Origin of the sequence: Kitasatospora sp. NPDC056531 (genome assembly GCF_042794375.1) — a bacterium.
GTDB lineage: Bacteria > Actinomycetota > Actinomycetes > Streptomycetales > Streptomycetaceae > Kitasatospora.
In genome coordinates, this window is record NZ_JBHTTU010000014.1 from 107,474 (window position 1) to 126,154 (window position 18,681).

Below are 18,681 nucleotides of genomic sequence, written 5' to 3' on the forward strand. Positions count from 1 at the left end.
GCTCACCGGCGGGCTTCGGGCCGGGGCCGGGCCGTGTCGGGCCGCGTGAGCGTGCGAGCCCGTGGCCGTCCGTCCGGGCCGTGGAACGTCGCCACGGCCTCACCTCGATCCACTGTTGCCCCGATCCACACTCGCCTTGAAAGGGACCCAGGATCTCCCGTGACCGATGACCTCTTTCACCTCACCGCCCCGTGGGCCGAGCAGCTCAACGCCGGTACCCGGGAGCTGGACGCGGCGGGCGTCTTCCCCCACGACAAGTGGAAGACCCTCCAGGAGACCGGCCTGCTGCGCCTCCCGTTCGCGCCGGAGTTCGGCGGCGCCGGCCACAGCCTCACCGAGACCATGCGCGCCCTGGAGGGGCTGGGCCGCACCTCCCGCGACGCCGGCCTCTCCTTTTCCGCCTCGACGCAGATCGTGTCCGTGGGCACGCCCCTGCAGCGGTTCGGCAGCCGGGAACTGAAGGAGAGGCACCTGCCGGGGATCATGTCCGGTGAGACCATCACCGCGCACGCGATCACCGAGCAGTCCGGTGGGTCGGACGCGATGAACCTGGCGACCGTCGCCCGCCGCGACGGCGACCACTACGTGGTCAGCGGCGACAAGATGTTCATCACCAACGCCCCGGTCGCCGACCTGTTCCTGCTGTACGTCCGCACCGGGAAGCCGGGCCCCTTCGGCCTCACCACCCTGCTCGTCGAGGCCGGCAGCCCCGGCCTGACCGTGGGCCCCGCGATGGACAAGATCGGTCTGCGCACCAGCCCGATCGGCACGCTCGCCTTCGACGAGCTGCGCGTTCCGGTCAGCCAGCGCGTCGGGCAGGAGGGCGCCGGCTTCCGGGTCCTGGACTACGTGATGAAGCGCGAGGTCCTCTTCGGCTTCTCCATCACCCTGGGCGAGATGACCCGGCGCCTGGAGGAGACCATCGCCTTCGCCAAGGAGCGCCGCCAGTTCGGCCAGCCCATCAGCTCCTACCAGGGCATCTCCCACAAGATCGCGGACATGAAGATCCGGGTGGAGACGGCCCGCAAGTGGCTCACCGACACCGGCGCCAAGGTCGAACGCAACGAGGACGCCTCGCTCGACCTCGCGGCCACCAAGACCGTCGTGTCGGAGGCCAACGTGCAGACCGCACTGGACGCGGTGCAGATCCACGGCGGCCGCGGCGTGCTCACCGAGCACGGCATCGAGCGCGACCTGCGCAATTCGATCGCCGGAACGATCTACTCCGGAACCTCCGAGATCCAGCGCAACCGCATCGCCATGCTCCTCGGACTCTGAGCGACAGGAATCCCGACATGACCGACCAGCTGGACCACCTCACGCGCCCCACCGAATTCCTCGACTACGAGACCGACGAGGTGCAGGCCTTCATCGACCACGCCGTCAAGGACCGCTCCGCGGACCGGCGGACCACCGCGATCGAGCTGTACTACGCGGTGCGCGACGGCGTCGACTACGAGGTCTACGGCGCCCCGCTGTCCCGGGAGGGCCTCAAGGCCTCGCACACCGCCACCACCAAGTCCGGCTTCTGCCTGCACAAGTCCGCGCTGTACGCGGCCGCCGTGCGCGCCCTGGGCGTCCCCTCCCGCCTGGTGTACGGCGACGTGCGCAACCACCTCGCCTCGCCCCGCCTCCTGGAGCACATCGGCGGCGACGTGTTCTTCCACGGGCTCACCCAGGTCCACCTGGACGGCAAGTGGGTCAAGGCCACGCCGGTGTTCAACAAGCTGCTCTGCAAGCTGTACGGCATGCAGGCCCTGGAGTTCGACGGGCTCAACGACAGCCTCTACCACCCCCACGAGGGGGGCGGCGCCATGGAGTTCCTCACCGACCACGGCTCCTTCGACGACGTCCCCTACGACTTCGTCCTCGAAGCGATGCGCCGCAAGCACCCCAGGTTCCTCGACGCCGGCGGCACCGGCACCGTCCGAGGCGGCCGCCTGGCCGACGAATCCGCGCTCACCCGGTAGGAGAACCCGATGACCAGTACGCCCTCGCCCGTCGACGGATGGGACGCCTCGACCCGCATCGGCGTCGTCGTGCCGCACGCCGACGTGGGCCCGGAGGCCGAACTGCAGGCCGTCGCCCCCGCCTCCGTGTCCATCCACGGCTCGCGCATCCACTTCGCCGCCATGCGCCCGGGCGGTGAGATGGACGAGAAGATCCCGCACGACCCGATCCTGGCCTTCGTCCAGGCCCCGTACCTGGACAACGCCGTGGAGCTGCTCGCGGCCTCCCCGCTGCACGCGCTGACCCTCGGCTTCACCTCCTCCAGTTACGCCCTGAAGGCGCAGGGAGAGCGGGAGTTGTACGAGCGGCTGCTGCCCGTCACCCGGGGGCTGCCGATCACCGGCACGACCAGGGCCGCGCGCGCCGCGTTCGACGCGCTGGGCGCCCGCCGGATCGCGGTGGTCAACCCGCCGTGGTTCGACGACACCCTCTCGGGCCAGGGAGCCGACTACTTCGGTGAGTTCGGCTACGACGTCGTCCACCACGGCCCCTGCGGCCTGCCCTCCAACCAGAAGGCCATCACGCCCGAGAACCTGTCGGCGTGGATCCGCACCACGGTGGCCGCCCACCGGCCGGAGGCCGTCCTCGTCGCCGGCAACGGCATCCGGGCGGTCGGCACCATCAAGGCCCTGGAGGACGAGCTCGGCTTCAACGTCGTCACCGCGAACCAGGTGATCCTCTGGCACGCCCTCCACCTCGCCGGTGCCGCGGCCACCGCCCGTGGCATCACCGACTACGGACACCTGTTCGCCACGACCCCGAAGGACGACCATTCGTGACCCTGCTGGACGCACACGGCTACGAGGCCGTCTTCGGGACCCCGGAGGGCGACACCTACCGCATCCCGCTGATCTGCTGGCGGGAGGACGGCGACCACATGTACGGCATGGTCCTGGTCAAGGGCCATCTGCGGCGGACGGACCAGCTGCGGAACTTCCTCCAGTACGACTGCCGGCGCAGTGCCTGTCGGCACGAGGCCCCGCCCGCCTTCGACGCTCCGGCGGTGGCCGACCGGCCGGACGGCACGCACCTGCCGGCCCTGAGGTGACGCCCGCGCGCTCGTAAAGGAGCAGGCAAGAGCAGGTCGTCAAGCCCCCTTGTGAAGTCCCCACGCTCATAACGGGATCCGGCGGCTCCCTCCCTTTCTCCCGGCGGCCGGTATTCAACTCGCCCACCCCTATTCGGAATCCGTTCGACGGGTATTCGCCGCCGGTCCGAATGGAAGACCTCGCCATGTGTCGGGGCGCCGCGCACCCGGCGCTCCGGCGGGTGGGTCGGATCCACCGCACCCCGGGGCGGGGCGAGGTGACGTCGCGCGCGACCAGTCCGGACGCGAACAACGTTCCTCGCCCCGGTCGGTGCGGTTCGGCACGACCCGGCCCCGCGCCCCGTGGGCCCACGTGTCCCGGTCCTCCGGCGCCCGACCGCGCGGTCGGACTCCAACGCGAGCGGAGGCGGACACACCCCGTGCCGGCCGTGCGGACGGGGATCCGACTACGCGTCAGGTCGCCGGGGGCCGGGGTATGCTTGCCGCGTCGTCGCGGGGCAGGTACACGAACCAGTCGGAGGGGCTATGCAACTCACCAGAAGTCCCCAGGACGCCCGGCGGTCCGCCACCGCACCCGTCACGCGGTACCGGAGCGCGCCGCTGTGCTGAGGCAGGCGCGCGCGGAGCAGACCCGAGCGGCCCTGATCGACGCCGCGGCCGCGCAGTTCGCCCGGCACGGTTACACCGGCGCCACTCTGGCGCGCATCAGCCAGTCCGCCGGCGTCACCTCGGGGGCGTTGACCTTCCACTTCCTGACCAAGGAGGAGCTGGCGCTCGCGGTCGTCGAGGCGGGTGCGTCCGCGGTCCGTTCGGCGCTGCACGAGGTGCAGCAGCTCACGACGCCGGGGCTGACCGCGGTCAGCCGGCTCACCCAGTCACTGGCCGCCTTCCTGAACCAGGACGTCCGGGCCCATGCGGCCATGCGACTCGCGTACGAGTGCCCCGGTTCCCAGCCCACTTGGGAGGAGGCCTGGCGTCCCACTCTGTTGCACGCCCTCGATCTGGCCCGGGCCGGCGGCACCACCGACGCGGAGCTCGCCGACATCGAGTTGCTGGTCGCTTACCTGCTCGCCGGAGCCGAGGCGCGGCTGCGCTCCGGCCACCCGGTGCGGGCCGTGGAGCACGAGCTCGGCCAGCTGTGGCGGCGGGCCGCCGCGGGCCTCAGCACCCGACCGGACCACGAGCCCGATGCCCGCGAGCCCGATGCCCGCGAGCCCGATCCCCGCGAGCACGACCGGATGCCCGCGCCGCCCCTCTCGCACGGCGAATCCCGGGAGGGGACCGAGCGGAACGACGGGTGATCGAACGGCGCTCCGGTCGTCCGGCCGGGACGTGTCCCGGCGTGTGACCTTCGACGTCGTCCCGCGCGCTCACGTGCACCCGGCCCGTGCGCGAAATCGAGCTCGACGACCACCGCTCGCGGGCGTTCCACGGAGGCCGCGTCGGAATCGGAACTCCGTGACATCACCCGTCGCGCGGCCCGGCCGCTCCCGTCCCCGGATCCGACCCGGCGGGTTCACGCCATGGTTCGTGGGGAGTTGGCGAAGTGGCGGCAGGAATCCCTTTCCCCCAGAAAAAAATAGTGCTCATTCTTTACTGTGGGTGCGTCTGCGTGAAAGCCCGCAGCCGCAACACGGGAGGGGAAACTATGAGGGGATGGGACTCCGTCGCCCTGTTCACTGACCAGCTCTTCGGACACTTGCGCCGGGCCGACCAGCGCAGGTGGGCCCACGCATATGTACAAGGCCTCCTCAGCACGCCCGGCAAGAAGTCCATCCGCCGACTCGCGGCCGTGGCGAGCGACTCCCCGACGGCATCGCAGGCTCTGCACCAGTTCATCAACGAGAGTCCCTGGGAGTGGGAGCCGGTGTGCGACCAGTTGCGCCAGTGGGCCGAGGGCCGGGTCCGGCCCCGGGCGTGGACGGCCGCCCCGGTCGTCCTGCCCAAGCGCGGTGAGAAATCGTGCGGAGTGCACCGCCGATTCATCCCACACACCGGACGAACCGTCAACTGCCAGGTGGGAGCGGCGGTCTTCATGTCGACCGACGCGGGCGAGTTCCCCGTCGGCTGGTGCCTGTTCCTGCCCGAGCCGTGGGCCCAGGGCCCCCTGCGCGAGCGGGCCCGTGTCCCACAGACGGCCACGGCCTCGACCGAGAGCCAACTCCTCTACGTGCTCGACGCGATGGTGCAGCGTTCGCAGTACGAACCCGTCCCGGTCGTCGTCGACCTCGACGGCTACATGGACTCGCGCCGGCTCCTCGACGGATTGATCAAGCGCCGGCTGGACTTCGTCGTGGCGATCCCCGACGGCTTCCCGCTCGCCCCGCTCGAACCCCACGCCTCCGGCACCCGCCGGCCGGTGACCGCGGCCGCCCGGGTGCTGAGCGACCGGAGCGCGGAGGTCCGTCCCGGCAGCGCGAGACCGGGACGGGAGCCCGTTCGTGACGGTCTGGTCCAGATCCCCGGCGCTGTGGCGCCCGACCAACGGCCCCAGCCGTTCCGCCTGTTCGCCCAGCCCGACGGGCACCCGGCAGGGCCGGGACAACTGTGGATCACCAACATGGCGTACCGGCCGGTCGACGAGCTCCTGGAGTACGCGGAGCGGCACCCGGCGACCGGTGAGACCGTCGACCTGCTCCAACGGTGCTTCGGTCTGCGGGACTTCGAGGGCCGCTCGTTTCCGGGCTGGCACCACCACATGGCACTGGTCTCGGCCGCCTTCACCTACAGCCGCCTGGCGGCCGACCCCGACCGGCAGGCCGCCCGTCCCGGCCTCGGCGCGGGAGGCGACGGCCGGGCCAGGCCGCCGCTCGGGCCCTGCTCACTGTGGGCGCAGGAGGGGGCCCTGAGCTATCCCGTCGCGGTCTGAGGCTGTCGTCCGGCCCCGCGGTGGTGGGCCCCGCGGCGGTGGGCCGCGCTGGTCGGTCGGTCGGTCCGGCGCTCGCGTGCCGGACCGTCACCCCGCACCCCCGGTGACCAGGCATCGGCAATGTCCTGAGCAGTACCGATTGACAGCAAGATGTATGTTCATGCAAGCTCTATCTGCCCGCCCAAGTCTCTTGCGGGCTCAAAGAACATGTACATACAAGCAACCACTGGGGACTCCATGCCTGATGTCACGGCGCCCACTGCCCACACCCCGGCCGCGGTCTGAGCGGGGGAGCAGCGTTGCGTTATTCCGAGCTTTCAGAGAGCGAGCTGGCCGAGTACGCCCGTGAGGCGGTCCGGATCAGCCGCGAGCACGTCGCCAAGGGCGGCATCCCGTTCTCCGGCGTGGTGGTCAACCGCGGCCGGATCCTCGGCACCGGCGTCAACCGGGTGCGCGAGGACAACGACCCCACCGCGCACGCCGAGGTGACCGCACTGCGCGAGGCCGCCGCCAAGTACGGACTGCACGCCACGGCCGGGGCCACCCTGATCGCCTCCGGCGAGCCGTGCGCCCTGTGTTACATGGCCTCGCTGTACTTCAACGTCACCCACATCGTCAACGTGGTCGACCGCAAGACGGCCGCGCGGTACGGCTTCGACTACACCAACTCGTACTCGATCTTCGCCGAGGATCCGGAGGCCTGGCCGGTCAAGGTGACCTGGCTGCAGATCCCGGAGGGCACGAAGCCGTTCGAGGAGTTCCTCGCGATGGAACAGGGGCGGTCATGACCGAGACGGCAACCGGCAGAATCGGTGTCAGGGTCTGGTCGGACTACGTCTGTCCGTTCTGCATGCTCGCCGAGGGCCCGCTGCACGAGGCCACCCGCGACCTCGACGTCGAGATCGAGTGGATGCCGTTCGAACTGCGGCCCCACCCCACCCCGACGCTGCGCCCGGAGGACCCGTACCTGCCGGCGATCTGGGAGCGCGCGGTCTACCCGATGGCCCGACGGATGGGCGTCGACATCACCCTGCCCACGGTCTCCCCCCAGCCCTACACCCGGCTGGCCTTCGAGGGCTACCAGTACGCGGCCGAGCACGGCAGGGCCGCGGAGTACACCCCGCGCGTCCTGCGGGCCTTCTTCCAGGAGAACCGGGACATCGGCCGGACGGAGGTCCTCGCCGACATTGCGTCCGAACTCGGCCTGGACGCCGCCGACTTCACTGCGGCGCTGACCGCCGGCACCTACACCGCGGCCCACCAGGACGCGCTGCGGACCGCCGAGGCCTTCCGCATCTCCGTCGCTCCCACGATCATCATCGACGGGCGCCACCGCATCGAAGGCGTCCCCACCGTGGCCCAGATCCGCAAGGCCGTGCTCGACGCCCAGGTCGAACAGACGGCCGCCGGAGATGCTCCCGCCTGCGGAATCGACGGGTGCTGACCTGACCCGAGGGTCGGGCTTCCACACCGACCGGCCGACGGAACGGCACTGACGCCGTTCGACCCGGCCGTGCCACAACCGCGGGCGACGCCGGAGCGCGCCCGCCCGGCCGTGCCGACTGACCCCGAGTCGGACGGCCCCCACCCCCTTCACCGCCGGACGACGTCCCGGCGGAGCAGCGCTTCGTCGTTCCCGAACCCGTTCCGCCGGTACGGCGGACTGCGGGACGGCGGACCGTCCCCCGTGCAACGCCGACCTTCAACGGCCGACCTCCAACGAACGAAAGGACCTCCCGTGCAGTGGTTCTACCTCGCGATCGCGGACATCTTCGAGATCGCCGTCGCCATCGCGGCCGGTAAGGCCGAAGGCTTCAAGAACCGTCCGTGGACAGCCGCGACCCTGATCACCGGCGCCCTCGGCACCTACTTCCTCAGCAAGGCGCTCCTCACCTTCGACGTGGGCGTCGGCTACGCCATCTGGACCTCCGTCGCCGGTATCGGCATCACCCTCCTCGGAGCACTGCTCTTCGGCCAGCGCCTGAACTGGCGCAAGGCCGTCGGCATCGCCGTCATCATCGCCGGCGTCGTCGGCCTCCAGCTCAGCGGCGCCGCCTGAGAATCCCGCCCCCACCCGACCCACCTCCTCGAAAGGACTCGCGCACATGTCCAACACCGGGCGTACCTCAGCCAATTCCTGGATCATGCTCCTCCTCGCCGGCGGCTTCGAAGTCGGCTACGCGCTCTCCGTCGGTGGCAGCCACGGCTTCACCCGCCTGACGTGGTCACTGGTCGCCGTCGTCTTCTTCCTGTTGACGCTCTGGGCACTGAGCGCCGCGCTGCGCACCATCGACGTCAGCATCGGCTACGCCGTCTGGGCGGGAATCGGGTCAGTCGGCGCGGCACTGCTGGGCCCCGTCATCTTCGACGAGACCCTCACCGCGGTCCAGGCCGTGTGGCTGGCCGTCATCATCGCCGGAGTCGTCTGGCTCAAGCTCGCCGACCGGCCGGCGAAGACCGCGGAGGCCGCGGCCGTGCTGCGGGAGGCCCAGACCGTGGACGTCTGACGGGTGTCGCCCCGCTGCGGGAAGCCCCTGCCGTGCCGGTCCTGAGGCGCACCGATCGGGCTGGGCCTCGATCGGGCCGTCTCGGCCGGGCAGGGTCTCGGTCGGGTGGCCGCGAGGCGGCCGGGGCATCACAGCAGGGCCTCTCGGTGGCCCGGCGGGTTTCGAAGCCCGCCCGGGAAACCTGGAGGCCCTGCCCTGTGCCGTGGGGAGTCGAAAGCCTCGAAGCCCGGGTCGGGCCCGTCCGCGAGTGGTGCGGACGGGCGCCTCTCGGGCACGCGGCGCCGTCCTACGCGGTTGGACCGTCCTGCGCGCTGGACCGCGCTCCGGCCGGGGCGCCGTCCGGTACGGCTCAGGCGAGTTCGGCGGTGACGAGGTGGTAGTCGAGGAGGCCGTCGCGCCAGGCGGTGAGGAAGTGGCGGGTCCAGTGGCCGGGTGGGACGGTCTCGGCGAGGTAGCGGTCGAGGCCCGGCCAGACGTCCGGACCGATGGACTCGGTGGTGACGGTGGTGAAGCCGGCCTCCGTCAGGTCGGTGATGAAGTCGTCGAGGGGGTGGGCGACGTCCAGGCCGTCGGCGAAGCTGGCGAGCAGGATCTTGAGGCGCTCGGCGACGTCGGCTCCCGGGGCGGTGAAGAAGGTGGTGACCACCAGTCGGCCGCCGGGGCGCAGGACGCGGGCGGCCTCGGCGGCGAAGCTCGGGAGCTCGCGGAAGTGCTGGGCGGCCTCGACGGAGTAGACGCCGTCCAAGAAGGCGTCGGGGAACGGGAGTTCGTCGGCCGAACCGATGGTGTAGGCGAGCCGGTCGGGGTAGGTGGCCTGGGCCTTGGCGTTGACGGCGCGGGCGCGCTCGATCTGGTCCGGATGGATGTCCACACCCGTCACCGTCGCGAAGCGGAACTCCCGTAGCGCCAGCGCCGCGCCGAGCCCGCGTCCGCAGCCGACCTCCGCCAGCCGCAGTTGCTCGCGTGGATCGGGGAAGGCGCGCAGCACCCGCCGGTAGAGCTGCTCCTGGCTGTGCACCCGGTCATCGGGGGTGGGGGCGGTGAGGTCGATGCCTCGCCAGTCGCCGAAGTTGATGAAGCCGCCGGCGAAGGTGGCAGCTTGGGACAGATCGTCGGTGCCGTACGTCCGGCGTACCGTCGGGGGGATGTGGTTGTGGTCCATGGGCCGCTGGGTCTCCTGCTCGATGGGCGCCCGGCCGTCGGGCGCGCCGAGGTACGTACCCAAACCTGTGGCCGTGCGAACACGCTACGTGACGGTCGGAGTTCGGGGATCGGAGTCGGTGGTTCGGTGGTCGGCCGCGCGGTCGGTGGTCGGCCGGGTGGTCGATTCGCTACAGTCCGCCTGGATTCCACGGTGATCACGGCGATCACCGACGAACAGGAGGGGCGACTGATGAGCACCGACAACCGACCCGTACCGGCGCTGACCGGGGGCGAGCGCGAGATGCTGCGCGGCTTCCTGGACTTCCACCGGGCGACCCTCGCCATGAAGTGCGAGGGCCTCACCGACGAACAGCTGCGGCAGCGGTCCAGCCCGCCGTCCACGCTGAGCCTGCTCGGGCTGGTCCGCCACCTGGCCGAGGTCGAGCGGACCTGGTTCCGCAAGGTGATCAACGGCGAGGACATCCCGCTGGTCTGGTCCGAGGACGGCGACTACCAGGCGGCCTACGACGCCACCGATGCCACCCGTGCCGAGGCCTTCGCCGCCTGGCAGACCGAGGTCGAGCACTCCCGCCGCATCGAACTCGCCGCCCCCTCCCTCGACGTCACCGGCTACCAGCCCCGCTGGGAGGCCGAGGTGTCGCTGCGCCTGGTCATGCTCCACCTCATCCACGAGTACGCCCGCCACAACGGGCACGCCGACTTCCTGCGCGAGGCCATCGACGGCGTGGTCGGCGCGTAGCCGCCGGCCCGTCCTACCAGCCGAGGAGGTGGGTGCGGGTGGTGAGGGCGGTGAGGAGGGATTTGGCGGTGGTTTCGGGGGTGAGGTCGGAGGTGTCGAGGGTGTGGCGGGCGGTGGGGGCGTCGGGGGCGGGCGGGGTGGTGGTGAGGATGACGTAGTGGAGGGCGGCGCCGGTGGTGCGGCTCTCGCGGCGGAAGGTGGCGAGGGTGGGCGGGGTTGCCGGGCACTCGACGATGACCTGGTAGCCGCCGGTGGCGTAGGCGAAGGCGGCCTGGGCGGCGGCCGCGAGGGCGGTGGTGTTCTGGCGTGCGGCCTCGGGGAGGTGGGGCGGGATCCGGCCGTTTCGGATGACCCGCAGGAAGTCGTCCGTCCGCAGGTGGACGCTCGGGTGCAGCTGCTGTGCGAGCAGCCCCGCGACCGGGCTGTCCCCGGCCCCGGTCGGGTCGACGAGGACCAGGACACCCCCGGCGCCCCGGCCGCCCCCGAGCTCCGGCCCACCTACGGTCGTACGGTTCACAGCTGCTGATCCCTTCGCGGGCCGGGGACGGACGGGTAGCCGGGGCGAGGCGGTCGGAGTGCGAAGACGCCGGTCGGCCCGGATGCGGACAGCCGAGCGCCTCGTCCCTACGACTGATGCGTTTCGGGGATCAACCTAGTCCAAACGGGTGCCCCGAGTCGTCCCCCCTCCCGGTCCGCGCGCGGGTCGCCCGGGGCGGTCAGCGCTCGTCGACCCGCAGCACGATCGGGTTGGTGAGGGCCGCCATCGGACCCCAGGGCAGGTCCTCGCCCATCGAATTGCCCTTGCCGGGGGTGCCGTCCGCCTTCGGGTGGCGCACCTCGGCGCGGACGTAGGCGGCCAGCGAGGCGGTGGTGCGCCAGACCACGGTGCCGGAGCCGTCGGCGGGCAGCGACTCCTGGTGCATCTGCCCCTCGTCGGTGAGGAAGCGGACCGTACCACCGGGCACCCCGGAGACGGTGAGCCGGACGTCCAGCGGGGCGTCGGCCGGGACGGTCAGCTCCTCGCCGATGCCGGCCCGGCGGCCGTTCCCGGTGACGGTGAAGTCCAGCCGGACGGTGACGGACTCGGCGAGCCAGCTGCGCCCGGCGCGCAGGCCGTCGAGGACGGCGTCCCGGGTGAGGTCCTCGGCGAGGACGACGTTGTGCGGGAGGCCGATCACCTGGGGGGCGCTGTGCGCGTCGCTGTTGCCCATCGCGGGCAGCCAGGAGCGGCCGCCGCGCAGGGCGACGGCGAGCCGGGAGTCCCAGGTGTCCACGGCCGACTCGTCGTCGTACGTCCAGGGCCCGTTCCACACCTCGACGGCGTCGGCCTGCTCGTAGCCGAACTTCCACTGGCAGGCGACGTACGGGCAGTACGGGTGCGCGGGCACCACCAGGCCGCCGGAGCGGTGGACCTGGCGGACGAAGCGTGGGTACTCCTCGTCGCGGGAGCGGTAGCGCCAGTCGACGAACCGGCCGGCCTCCAGGCCGAGGGCCAGCCAGTGGCCGTTGCGGGTGGTGATCTCCTCGCCCGGCAGGATCAGCAGGTCCGGGCCGGCCAGCGGGCCCCAAACGGCGTGCGAGGAGCTGGTGTTGTGGTCGGTGGAGACGATGAAGTCCAGGCCGGCCGCGCGGGCCCCGGCCGCCACCTCCTCGGGTAGGCGCCGCCCGTCGGAGTGGACGGTGTGCAGGTGGCAGTCGCCCCGGTACCAGTCGCGGCCGCGGCCGCGGGCCCGCTCGGGCGGGTAGTGCGGGGTGAACTCCGCTCCGGGTGCGCCGAATCGGAGGGTGACCTGGACGTGGTAGTCCAGGCCTTGGGGGGCCACCTGGTACGGGCCAAGCGCGATGTGCCAGGTGCCCGGGTTCACCGGGCCGGGGAGGTAGCCGGGGGTGGCGGTGTCGCGGGCGATCGCGAACTCCGTGCGGAAGCCGCCGGACCAGCCGCGGAAGCCGTCCCCGCCGAGGTCGGTGCCGCGCTCGTCGAAGATGCCGATGTCGCAGGAGTTGCCGGGGGTGCCGGCCGGGACCTGCGGCTTGTCGTAGCTGTAGGAGACGGCGATCTCGCGGACGCCGTCGGGGACTTCGACCGGGAGGTAGACGAAGTCGGGGGAGCCGGTGGGGAGGTGGCCGGTGAGGGTGAGGGTCTGGTCGGCCTGGTTCGGGGCTGCGGCCGCCGGGCCGGTGGCGGCGGCGAGGCCGAGGGCGGTGGCGGCGCCGGTGGCGAGGCCGGTGCGGAGCAGGTCTCGGCGGGCGGGGTGAGCGGGGCGTGCTGCGGGTTCCTCGTGTTCTTCGTGGCCGTCGTGGCGCGGGGCGGCGGGGTCGGCGGGCATCGGGGCCTCCGGACTGGGGCGGGCGGGTCCGTTGGTTCGCCTACCCCGGGGGGTGAACCGGGGATGAGGCGGGGCCCACCGGGGTGGGGCGGGTCGGTGAAGGGGATCCGGGCGGAGGCGGGGGAGAGTTGTGGGAGTGGCGATTGCTCGGTTCATGGTCGTGAGATCAGTTGGTGTGGCAGGTGGCGATGGGTCGGGAGGCCGGTGTGGCACTGAGTCGGCGGGCGCTGCTGGCGGCGGTGGTGGCCGGCGGCGCGCTGACGGGGTGCCGGACCAGGCCGGCGGCTGAGGGGCCGGCCTCGCCGTCGGCCTCGGTGTCGGCCTTGGCCTCGCCGACAGTCTCCGCTGCGGGCACGCCGTCCGCGACGCCGGGCGTCGCGCCGTTCGGGACGCCGCGAGCGACCCCGTCCGCCGTTCCCCCGGAGGCGTCCCGGGAGCCGACCCGGGCGGAGGTGGTTCGGCGGTACGGCGGCACGGTCCCGCGCGACTGGGGCCTGGAGGTCGCCGGGGTGATCACCGAGCTGCCCGAGGGTGAGTCGGCGATGGCGCTGACCTTCGACGCTTGTGGCGGCCCCGGCGGGAACGGCTACGACGCCGCCCTGATCGACTTCCTGCGCGGGTGCGGCGTCCCGGCCACGCTCTTCCTGAACGCCCGCTGGATCGACGCCAACCCGGACGTGTTCGAGCAGCTCGCCGCCGATCCGCTGTTCGAGATCGGCAACCACGGTACCCTCCACCGTCCGCTTTCGGTGACCGGCCGGTCCGCCTACGGCATCGCCGGGACGGGTGACGTCGGCGAGGTGTGCGACGAGGTGACGGGCAACGCCCACAAGCTGACCGAGTTGCTCGGGCGCCCGCCCCGGTTCTTCCGGTCCGGCACCGCGCACTACGACGACGTCGCCACCCGGGTGGTCGCCGACCTGGGTGAACGCGTCGCGGGTTTCACCGTGAACGGGGACGGCGGGGCCACGCTCGGCGCCGCCGAGGTGCGGGGGGAGGTGGCGGCGGCCCCGCCCGGGGCGATCGTCATCGGGCACATGAACCACCCGGGCGGCGGCACCGCCCCCGGGGTGGCGGCGGCGGTGCCGGGGCTGCTGGGGGCGGGGCGCCGGTTCGTCCGGCTGTCCGACGTGATGTGAGGCCGCCGGATGCGATGAGAGGCCACCGGACGGGACGCGAGGCTGCCGGACGGGGAGAGCCGGCCGGAGGCGCGGTGGTCGGGGGCGCGGTGGCCGGGAGGGCTACGCCAGGCGGAGGCCGTCCGGGTGCTCCTCCTCGATGATCCGGACCAGCCAGTCGAAGACCGTCGGTCCCTCGCCTGCCCGGGCGGCGGCCAGCTCGGCGGAGACGTGCTCGCGGTTGGCGGGGTGGCAGCGGGTGAGCCGCAGCTCCAGCTGACGGACCGTCTCCGGGTAGCCGAGGTTGCGGCGGGAGACCTCGTGGTCGCGCCACTCGATGGCGTAGTCGCCGTCCTCGGGCGTGCCGAAGCCGCCGCGCAGGCAGTCGGCGAAGGCGTCGAGGTTGCGGCCGAAGTAGCCGTCCACGCCCATCTCCTGCCCGACCACGTCCCAGAAGTCGTCCAGGTTGCGGATCCTGCTGCCGTCGATCACGTAGGTCACCGTCACGCGGTCGAGGATATGCCCGGGGGACGAACGGACCGGCGACGGGCGGTTACGGCTCGACGGCGATCGCGGTGGCGAGCAGCCCGTCGCGCACCGCCCAGCGGCCGGCGAAGCCCTCGATCCGGCGGCCGCCGACCACCGGGCCGGGGACCAGCAGCCGGGCGGAGAAGGTGCCGTCGGGGGAGAGGTCGAGCTCGGCCTCGTGGAAGTCCAGCCAGAGCCCGGTCAACGGGAACCAGGCCTTGTAGACCGACTCCTTGGCGCTGAACAGGATCCGGTCCCACGGGGTGTCCGGGTGCTCGGCGGCGAGCTTGGCCAGCCGCTGCTGTTCGACGGGCAGGGCGACGGCATCGAGCACGCCCTCCGGGAGCGGCAGCGCGGGCTCGGCGTCGATGCCGACGGAGGCGAGGGCGTCGGCCCGGGCCACGGCGGCCGCGCGGAAGCCGTCGCAGTGGGTGAGGCTGCCGATCACCTCGTCCGGCCAGCTCGGGGCTCCGCGCAGACCGGGGACGAGCGGGCGGTACCGGACGCCCAGGCGGGCCAGGGCGGCGCGGGCGCAGTGGCGGACGGTGGTGAACTCGCGTCGGCGCTTGTCGACGGCCTTGGCGATCACCGCCTCCTCGGCGGGCTCCAGCCGGGCCTCCGGCGGGTCGTCGTAGGCCACCTCGGTCACCACGACGTCCGGCAGCAGGTCCCCGATCACGTGTTCCCCCCTCAGTCGGCCGCACGGACGGGTGCCGCGCGGGACGAGCGTAACCCGGGCGGGCGGCTCCGGTGGGGTGATCCCGTCGATCTTCACCGACCGGGGGCCGCCTTCCCCCGCGCGGCGCCCGGTCGACCGTCCGGTGACCTACCGTCAGGGCTACTGCCCGAGCAGCCGGACGAAGTCCAGTCCGAGGCTGCCGAGCACGGGCAGCGCGCCGAGGTCGGTCACGCCGCCGACCGGGATGCTGTAGCTCTGGTTGACCTCGCGGGGCGCGGCGGTCGAGGGCGCGGCGACCGCCGGGGTCAGGACGGCGCCGAGGAGCAGGGCGGCGAGTGCGGTGCGCATGTTGACGGGCCTCCGGATGGGCAGGGGTGACGGCCTGTCAACACCTCCGGCGGCGGAGCGGTCACGTATCTTCGCCCCTTCGGTCGTATTGGTAAAGCTCCTTGACTTGTGTTCATGACAACGCCGTAGAGGTCTGGACCATGTCGAGGTAGAGCGCATACGTTCCCTTCGTCCGGGTGGTCATGGGCGTGGGCGGGTCGCCGAACTGCACCGCCGCTTCGGCGACTTGTAGGTGTCATGTCCATGACTTCCAAGGGTTTCATCGAACCGGAGGGAACGAACCATGCGCGCCATCGGCAAGAACCTCAGGATCCTCGCGGGTGCTCCGCTCGCCGCCGCAGCTCTCCTCGCGCTGACCGCCGGCTCCGCCGGCGCCGCGATACCGATCAACAAGCCCATGACCGGCAAGGCCACCTACTACACCGACGCCGGCTACGGCGCCTGCGGCACCCAGATCAACGCGTCCGCACAGCTGCTGGTCGCCGTGTCGCACACCTGGTGGACCTCCGCCAACCCGAACAACGACCCGCTCTGCAAGGGAATTTCGGCCAAGGTCACCTATCAGGGCAAGACCATCACCGTCCCGGTGAAGGACCAGTGCCCCTCCTGCGACTCCACCCACATCGACCTCAGCCAGCCCGCCTTCGCCAAGCTGGCCCCGCTCGACAAGGGCGTGATCAACGGCCTCACCTGGCAGTTCGTCAAGGCCGGTCTGAACGGCAAGACCGTCGAGCTGTCCGAGCCGATCACCGGCTCGACCATCGGCTGAGGCACCCGACGCCGTGTTGCCAGCCCCCGCGTGCTCGCAGGGGCGGGCATCACGGCCTGCCGGTGGCCTCTGCCACGGGGAGCTGCGGGGCCATGGCGAGCAGCAGTTGGACCGCCGGGGACGCCGTGCGCGGGTTGTGGGCCAGCCCCAGGGTGACGGTGGGAACCGGTCGGGTCAGCCTGCGCAGGCAGACGCCCGGTATCCGGAAGACCCGGGCCCGGCCCTCGGGAATGGGCGCGATCCCGTACCCGGCCGCCACCGCCAGCAGCAGCTGCTCGTCGTCCGGCTCCTCGCGAACGATCCGGGGCGGCCCGTCGGGCCACAGCTGGCCGGTGATCAGCGCGTGCATCCCGGGGCCGTTCTCGCGCGGCCACAGCACGACCGGTTCGTCGCTGATGCGGCGCGGGCTGACCCTGGCACGGCCGGCGGCGAGCGGATGGCCGGTGGGAACCGCCAACAGCAGCTCCTCCTCGGCGACGACCCGGCAGGCCAGTTCGGGGACGTCCAGCGGCGGACGGACGAAGGCCGCGTCCAACCGCCCCGCGAGCAGCTCGCCGACGTTGTGGGCCGTCCAGCCGGTCTGCAGCGTGACGTCCACCCGGGGGTACCGCTCGCGGAACTCGGTCATCAGGGTGTCGGAGACACCGCCACGGGCCGACCGGGTGTATGCCACCCGCAGGCTTCCCTGCCGCCCCTCGGCCACGGCCTTGATCCGCCGGTCGGCCTCGGCCACCTGGCCCAGCACCCGCCGGGCCTCCTCGGCGACGGCGCCGCCGATCGGGGTGAGCGTGCAGCCCTTGCTGGTGCGCTCGACCAGCTGCACACCCAGCTGCCGTTCCAACGCCTTGATCTGCTGGCTCAGGGCCGGCTGTGCCACCCGCAACCGGCGGGCGGCCCGGGTGAAGTTCAACTCCTCGGCCAGCACCGAGAAGTAGCGCATGCGGTGGAGGTCCACCGGTCGATGATAGGGCCGTCGGGCGGTGGGACGGCTTGCCGGACGGCGATCTGGACGCCGGGCGGTGAGGAGGCCGCTCGTCGGCGATAAGGCCGGCTTATCGCCGCCGGACGGAACTCGTCTTGGACGCCCCCCGGTCCGGCCCGCTTTCCTGGATCCAGCCGCCGCGGTCCGAGCCGGCGGCCGGTCGGGAGGAGTGGTTCGGCGTGGACGTCGTCGTGATCGGCAGCGGGGTCATCGGGCTCACCACAGCGCTGCGGCTGCAGGAAAAGGGCCTGCGGGTCGTGGTGTTGACGGCGGACGGACTGCTGTCGACGGCCTCGGCCGTGGCGGCGGCCGTCTGGTACCCGGTCGGCGTGGCGGCGGGCGACCGGGTGGCGGGCTGGTCCGCGGCCACCTTCGCCGAACTCGCCCGCCAGGCCGAGGACGGCGTGCCCGGCGTCGTCATGCGCGACACCTGGATGCCGGCGCACCGGCGGCAGCCCGAGGGGGTGCCCTGGTGGGGCGCCGCCGTCCCGGACCTGCGCCGCCTGGACCCGGCCGAACTCGCACCGGCGTACGCGGACGGCTGGCGCTTCACGGCCCCGACCGTGGAGATGCCGCTCTATCTGCCCTGGCTGCTCGGCCGCTTCCTGGACAACGGGGGCGACGTCGTCCACCGACGGCTCGACGCCCTCCACCAGGCCCGCGCCTGGGCGCCCGTCGTGGTCAACGCCAGTGGGCTCGGCGCACGGCAGTTGTGCGAGGACCCGGCGCTGCGGCCGGTGCGCGGACAGCTCGTCCTGGTGCGCAACCCGGGGCTGCGGGCCTCCCTGCGGATCCAGGACGACCCGGCCGGGTACACCTACGTCCATCCGCGCAGCAGGGACGTCGTGCTCGGCGGCACCTTCGAGGAAGAGGACTGGGGCCTCGGGTCCGACCCGGAGACGGCCGCGGCGATCCTCGCCCGATGCGCGGTGCACGTGCCGGAACTGCGCGAGGCCGAGATCATCGGCCACCCGGTGGGTCTGCGGCCCGACCGGCGGGGCGGAGTCCGGCTGGAGGCCGGGGCGGCCGGCGCGGCGGGGACGCCGGTCGTGCACAACTACGGCCACGGCGGCGCGGGGGTGACGCTCAGCTGGGGGTGCGCGGACGACGCCGCGGAGCTGGCCGCGACGGCCGTGGGCTGAGGCGGGCGCGGGGGCCTTCTCCTCGGAACGTTTCCGTCCCCTTCCCGCTCCTGCGCGGCCGCAGGGGCGGGAGGGGAAGTGGTCGATCCGGTGCGGGTGTGGTTAGCGTGCGAGGTCTCCGTGTCCGGCGTGGTGGTGCTGATCGCGCCGTGGGAGACGGTGATCTGCCGGTGGTGAGAGGGGAGTTCGAGAGATGTCCGAGGTGAGGAAGCCGATCCTCTACGTCGTCGTGTGTGCGGCGGGGTTTGCGGGCGGGGTGGGGGAGCTGGTCTCCGCTGCGCAGGGGCGGGGGTGGGAGGTGGGGGTGGTGGCGACTCCTCTTGCCATGGGGTTCATAGATGTCGGCGCGATCGAAGCTCAGCTTGGCGTTTAACCTCGCTGCGCTTGGTGGTCCTTGATCGACTCAGCGCGTTTCACGGTCTTGCCGACGTCGTGGTGCTTGGCGCGGTGC

General features: G+C 72.3%; 22 protein-coding genes and 1 pseudogene. 15 read left to right on the top strand and 8 right to left on the bottom strand.

Annotated elements, in window-relative coordinates; all coding sequences use genetic code 11:
• The first annotated feature begins 159 nt into the window (after positions 1-159).
• From ACFQ87_RS16040 to ACFQ87_RS16085, 10 genes are all read left to right on the top strand, one after another.
• Positions 160-1,278, top strand: a complete 1,119-nt coding sequence (locus ACFQ87_RS16040) for an acyl-CoA dehydrogenase family protein (RefSeq protein WP_380611382.1) — start codon at positions 160-162, stop codon at positions 1,276-1,278.
• A gap of 17 nt (positions 1,279-1,295) precedes the next feature.
• On the top strand, positions 1,296-1,970 hold the full coding sequence (locus tag ACFQ87_RS16045) for a transglutaminase family protein (protein ID WP_380611383.1): 675 nt from the start codon (positions 1,296-1,298) through the stop codon (positions 1,968-1,970).
• A gap of 9 nt (positions 1,971-1,979) precedes the next feature.
• Positions 1,980-2,789 (top strand): maleate cis-trans isomerase, encoded by an 810-nt coding sequence (locus tag ACFQ87_RS16050; RefSeq protein WP_380611384.1) that lies wholly within the window; start codon positions 1,980-1,982, stop codon positions 2,787-2,789.
• A complete protein-coding gene (locus tag ACFQ87_RS16055; RefSeq protein ID WP_380611385.1) occupies positions 2,786-3,058 on the top strand; it encodes a DUF6253 family protein in 273 nt (90 codons plus the stop codon). Before ACFQ87_RS16050 ends, ACFQ87_RS16055 begins: the two co-directional genes overlap by 4 nt.
• 602 nt (positions 3,059-3,660) lie before the next feature.
• Positions 3,661-4,359 (top strand): TetR family transcriptional regulator, encoded by a 699-nt coding sequence (locus ACFQ87_RS16060; RefSeq protein WP_380611386.1) that lies wholly within the window; start codon positions 3,661-3,663, stop codon positions 4,357-4,359.
• Positions 4,360-4,706: 347 nt separating this feature from the next.
• Positions 4,707-5,927, top strand: coding sequence for an IS701 family transposase (locus ACFQ87_RS16065; protein ID WP_380611387.1), 1,221 nt, complete (start codon positions 4,707-4,709; stop codon positions 5,925-5,927).
• Positions 5,928-6,226: 299 nt separating this feature from the next.
• Complete coding sequence (locus ACFQ87_RS16070; RefSeq protein ID WP_380611388.1) at positions 6,227-6,715, top strand: nucleoside deaminase; 489 nt, start codon at positions 6,227-6,229, stop codon at positions 6,713-6,715.
• Complete coding sequence (locus ACFQ87_RS16075; protein ID WP_380611389.1) at positions 6,712-7,371, top strand: DsbA family protein; 660 nt, start codon at positions 6,712-6,714, stop codon at positions 7,369-7,371. The genes ACFQ87_RS16070 and ACFQ87_RS16075 overlap by 4 nt, the downstream gene beginning before the upstream one ends.
• 294 nt (positions 7,372-7,665) lie before the next feature.
• Positions 7,666-7,986 carry a DMT family transporter gene (locus tag ACFQ87_RS16080; RefSeq protein WP_380611390.1) on the top strand — a complete coding sequence of 107 codons (321 nt, stop codon included), beginning with the start codon at positions 7,666-7,668 and terminating at the stop codon, positions 7,984-7,986.
• Positions 7,987-8,032: 46 nt separating this feature from the next.
• Positions 8,033-8,434: a DMT family transporter gene (locus ACFQ87_RS16085; RefSeq protein WP_380611391.1), complete on the top strand. Its 402-nt coding sequence runs from the start codon at positions 8,033-8,035 to the stop codon at positions 8,432-8,434.
• Between the two features lie 349 nt (positions 8,435-8,783).
• Here the strand turns inward: ACFQ87_RS16085 and ACFQ87_RS16090 are convergent, their stop codons facing one another.
• The gene (locus ACFQ87_RS16090) at positions 8,784-9,659 is read right to left on the bottom strand and encodes a class I SAM-dependent methyltransferase (protein WP_380611392.1); all 876 of its coding nucleotides are present in this window, start codon (positions 9,657-9,659) and stop codon (positions 8,784-8,786) included.
• 168 nt (positions 9,660-9,827) lie between these two features.
• On the opposite strand from ACFQ87_RS16090, the gene ACFQ87_RS16095 reads away from it, so the two are divergent.
• Complete coding sequence (locus ACFQ87_RS16095) at positions 9,828-10,337, top strand: DinB family protein (protein ID WP_380611393.1); 510 nt, start codon at positions 9,828-9,830, stop codon at positions 10,335-10,337.
• Between the two features lie 13 nt (positions 10,338-10,350).
• Here ACFQ87_RS16095 and ACFQ87_RS16100 read toward each other — a convergent pair whose 3' ends face one another.
• The 3 genes from ACFQ87_RS16100 to ACFQ87_RS16110 all read right to left on the bottom strand — a co-directional run bounded on the left by ACFQ87_RS16100 (position 10,351) and on the right by ACFQ87_RS16110 (position 13,139).
• On the bottom strand, positions 10,351-10,854 hold the full coding sequence (locus ACFQ87_RS16100; protein ID WP_380611394.1) for an ATP-binding protein: 504 nt from the start codon (positions 10,852-10,854) through the stop codon (positions 10,351-10,353).
• Positions 10,855-11,053: 199 nt separating this feature from the next.
• On the bottom strand, positions 11,054-12,664 hold the full coding sequence (locus tag ACFQ87_RS16105; RefSeq protein WP_380611395.1) for a CehA/McbA family metallohydrolase: 1,611 nt from the start codon (positions 12,662-12,664) through the stop codon (positions 11,054-11,056).
• Between the two features lie 166 nt (positions 12,665-12,830).
• Entirely contained in the window at positions 12,831-13,139 is a 309-nt protein-coding gene (locus tag ACFQ87_RS16110) for a hypothetical protein (RefSeq protein ID WP_380611396.1), read from the bottom strand.
• On the opposite strand from ACFQ87_RS16110, the gene ACFQ87_RS16115 reads away from it, so the two are divergent.
• Positions 13,117-13,803 (top strand): polysaccharide deacetylase family protein, encoded by a 687-nt coding sequence (locus tag ACFQ87_RS16115; protein WP_380611397.1) that lies wholly within the window; start codon positions 13,117-13,119, stop codon positions 13,801-13,803. The genes ACFQ87_RS16110 and ACFQ87_RS16115 overlap by 23 nt on opposite strands.
• Positions 13,804-13,905: 102 nt before the next feature.
• Here the strand turns inward: ACFQ87_RS16115 and ACFQ87_RS16120 are convergent, their stop codons facing one another.
• The 3 genes from ACFQ87_RS16120 to ACFQ87_RS16130 all read right to left on the bottom strand — a co-directional run bounded on the left by ACFQ87_RS16120 (position 13,906) and on the right by ACFQ87_RS16130 (position 15,337).
• The gene (locus ACFQ87_RS16120; protein WP_380611398.1) at positions 13,906-14,289 is read right to left on the bottom strand and encodes a barstar family protein; all 384 of its coding nucleotides are present in this window, start codon (positions 14,287-14,289) and stop codon (positions 13,906-13,908) included.
• Positions 14,290-14,335: 46 nt separating this feature from the next.
• Positions 14,336-14,989 carry a 4'-phosphopantetheinyl transferase gene (locus tag ACFQ87_RS16125; RefSeq protein WP_380611399.1) on the bottom strand — a complete coding sequence of 218 codons (654 nt, stop codon included), beginning with the start codon at positions 14,987-14,989 and terminating at the stop codon, positions 14,336-14,338.
• A gap of 159 nt (positions 14,990-15,148) precedes the next feature.
• Complete coding sequence (locus ACFQ87_RS16130; RefSeq protein ID WP_380611400.1) at positions 15,149-15,337, bottom strand: hypothetical protein; 189 nt, start codon at positions 15,335-15,337, stop codon at positions 15,149-15,151.
• Positions 15,338-15,620: 283 nt separating this feature from the next.
• Here ACFQ87_RS16130 and ACFQ87_RS16135 point away from each other — a divergent pair, with 283 nt between their 5' ends.
• The gene (locus ACFQ87_RS16135; protein ID WP_380611401.1) at positions 15,621-16,106 is read left to right on the top strand and encodes a cysteine/serine endopeptidase inhibitor; all 486 of its coding nucleotides are present in this window, start codon (positions 15,621-15,623) and stop codon (positions 16,104-16,106) included.
• 49 nt (positions 16,107-16,155) lie between these two features.
• Here ACFQ87_RS16135 and ACFQ87_RS16140 read toward each other — a convergent pair whose 3' ends face one another.
• On the bottom strand, positions 16,156-17,061 hold the full coding sequence (locus ACFQ87_RS16140; protein WP_380611402.1) for a LysR family transcriptional regulator: 906 nt from the start codon (positions 17,059-17,061) through the stop codon (positions 16,156-16,158).
• 206 nt (positions 17,062-17,267) lie between these two features.
• Between ACFQ87_RS16140 and ACFQ87_RS16145 the strand changes: the two genes are divergently transcribed.
• Positions 17,268-18,230, top strand: a complete 963-nt coding sequence (locus ACFQ87_RS16145) for an FAD-dependent oxidoreductase (protein WP_380611403.1) — start codon at positions 17,268-17,270, stop codon at positions 18,228-18,230.
• A 193-nt stretch (positions 18,231-18,423) separates the two neighbouring features.
• Positions 18,424-18,597 (top strand): annotated as a pseudogene (locus ACFQ87_RS16150) (flavoprotein); the annotation flags it as partial.
• Between the last annotated feature and the right edge of the window lie 84 nt (positions 18,598-18,681).

Excerpts from the sequence above, each read along its gene's own strand:
- ACFQ87_RS16045 (WP_380611383.1), top strand. The coding sequence starts at position 1,296 with ATGACCGACCAGCTGGACCACCTCACGCGCCCCACCGAATTCCTCGAC.
- ACFQ87_RS16050 (WP_380611384.1), top strand. The coding sequence starts at position 1,980 with ATGACCAGTACGCCCTCGCCCGTCGACGGATGGGACGCCTCGACCCGC.
- ACFQ87_RS16065 (WP_380611387.1), top strand. The coding sequence starts at position 4,707 with ATGAGGGGATGGGACTCCGTCGCCCTGTTCACTGACCAGCTCTTCGGA.
- ACFQ87_RS16075 (WP_380611389.1), top strand. The coding sequence starts at position 6,712 with ATGACCGAGACGGCAACCGGCAGAATCGGTGTCAGGGTCTGGTCGGAC.
- ACFQ87_RS16085 (WP_380611391.1), top strand. The coding sequence starts at position 8,033 with ATGTCCAACACCGGGCGTACCTCAGCCAATTCCTGGATCATGCTCCTC.
- ACFQ87_RS16095 (WP_380611393.1), top strand. The coding sequence starts at position 9,828 with ATGAGCACCGACAACCGACCCGTACCGGCGCTGACCGGGGGCGAGCGC.
- ACFQ87_RS16105 (WP_380611395.1), bottom strand. The coding sequence starts at position 12,664 with ATGCCCGCCGACCCCGCCGCCCCGCGCCACGACGGCCACGAAGAACAC.
- ACFQ87_RS16130 (WP_380611400.1), bottom strand. The coding sequence starts at position 15,337 with ATGCGCACCGCACTCGCCGCCCTGCTCCTCGGCGCCGTCCTGACCCCG.
- ACFQ87_RS16135 (WP_380611401.1), top strand. The coding sequence starts at position 15,621 with ATGCGCGCCATCGGCAAGAACCTCAGGATCCTCGCGGGTGCTCCGCTC.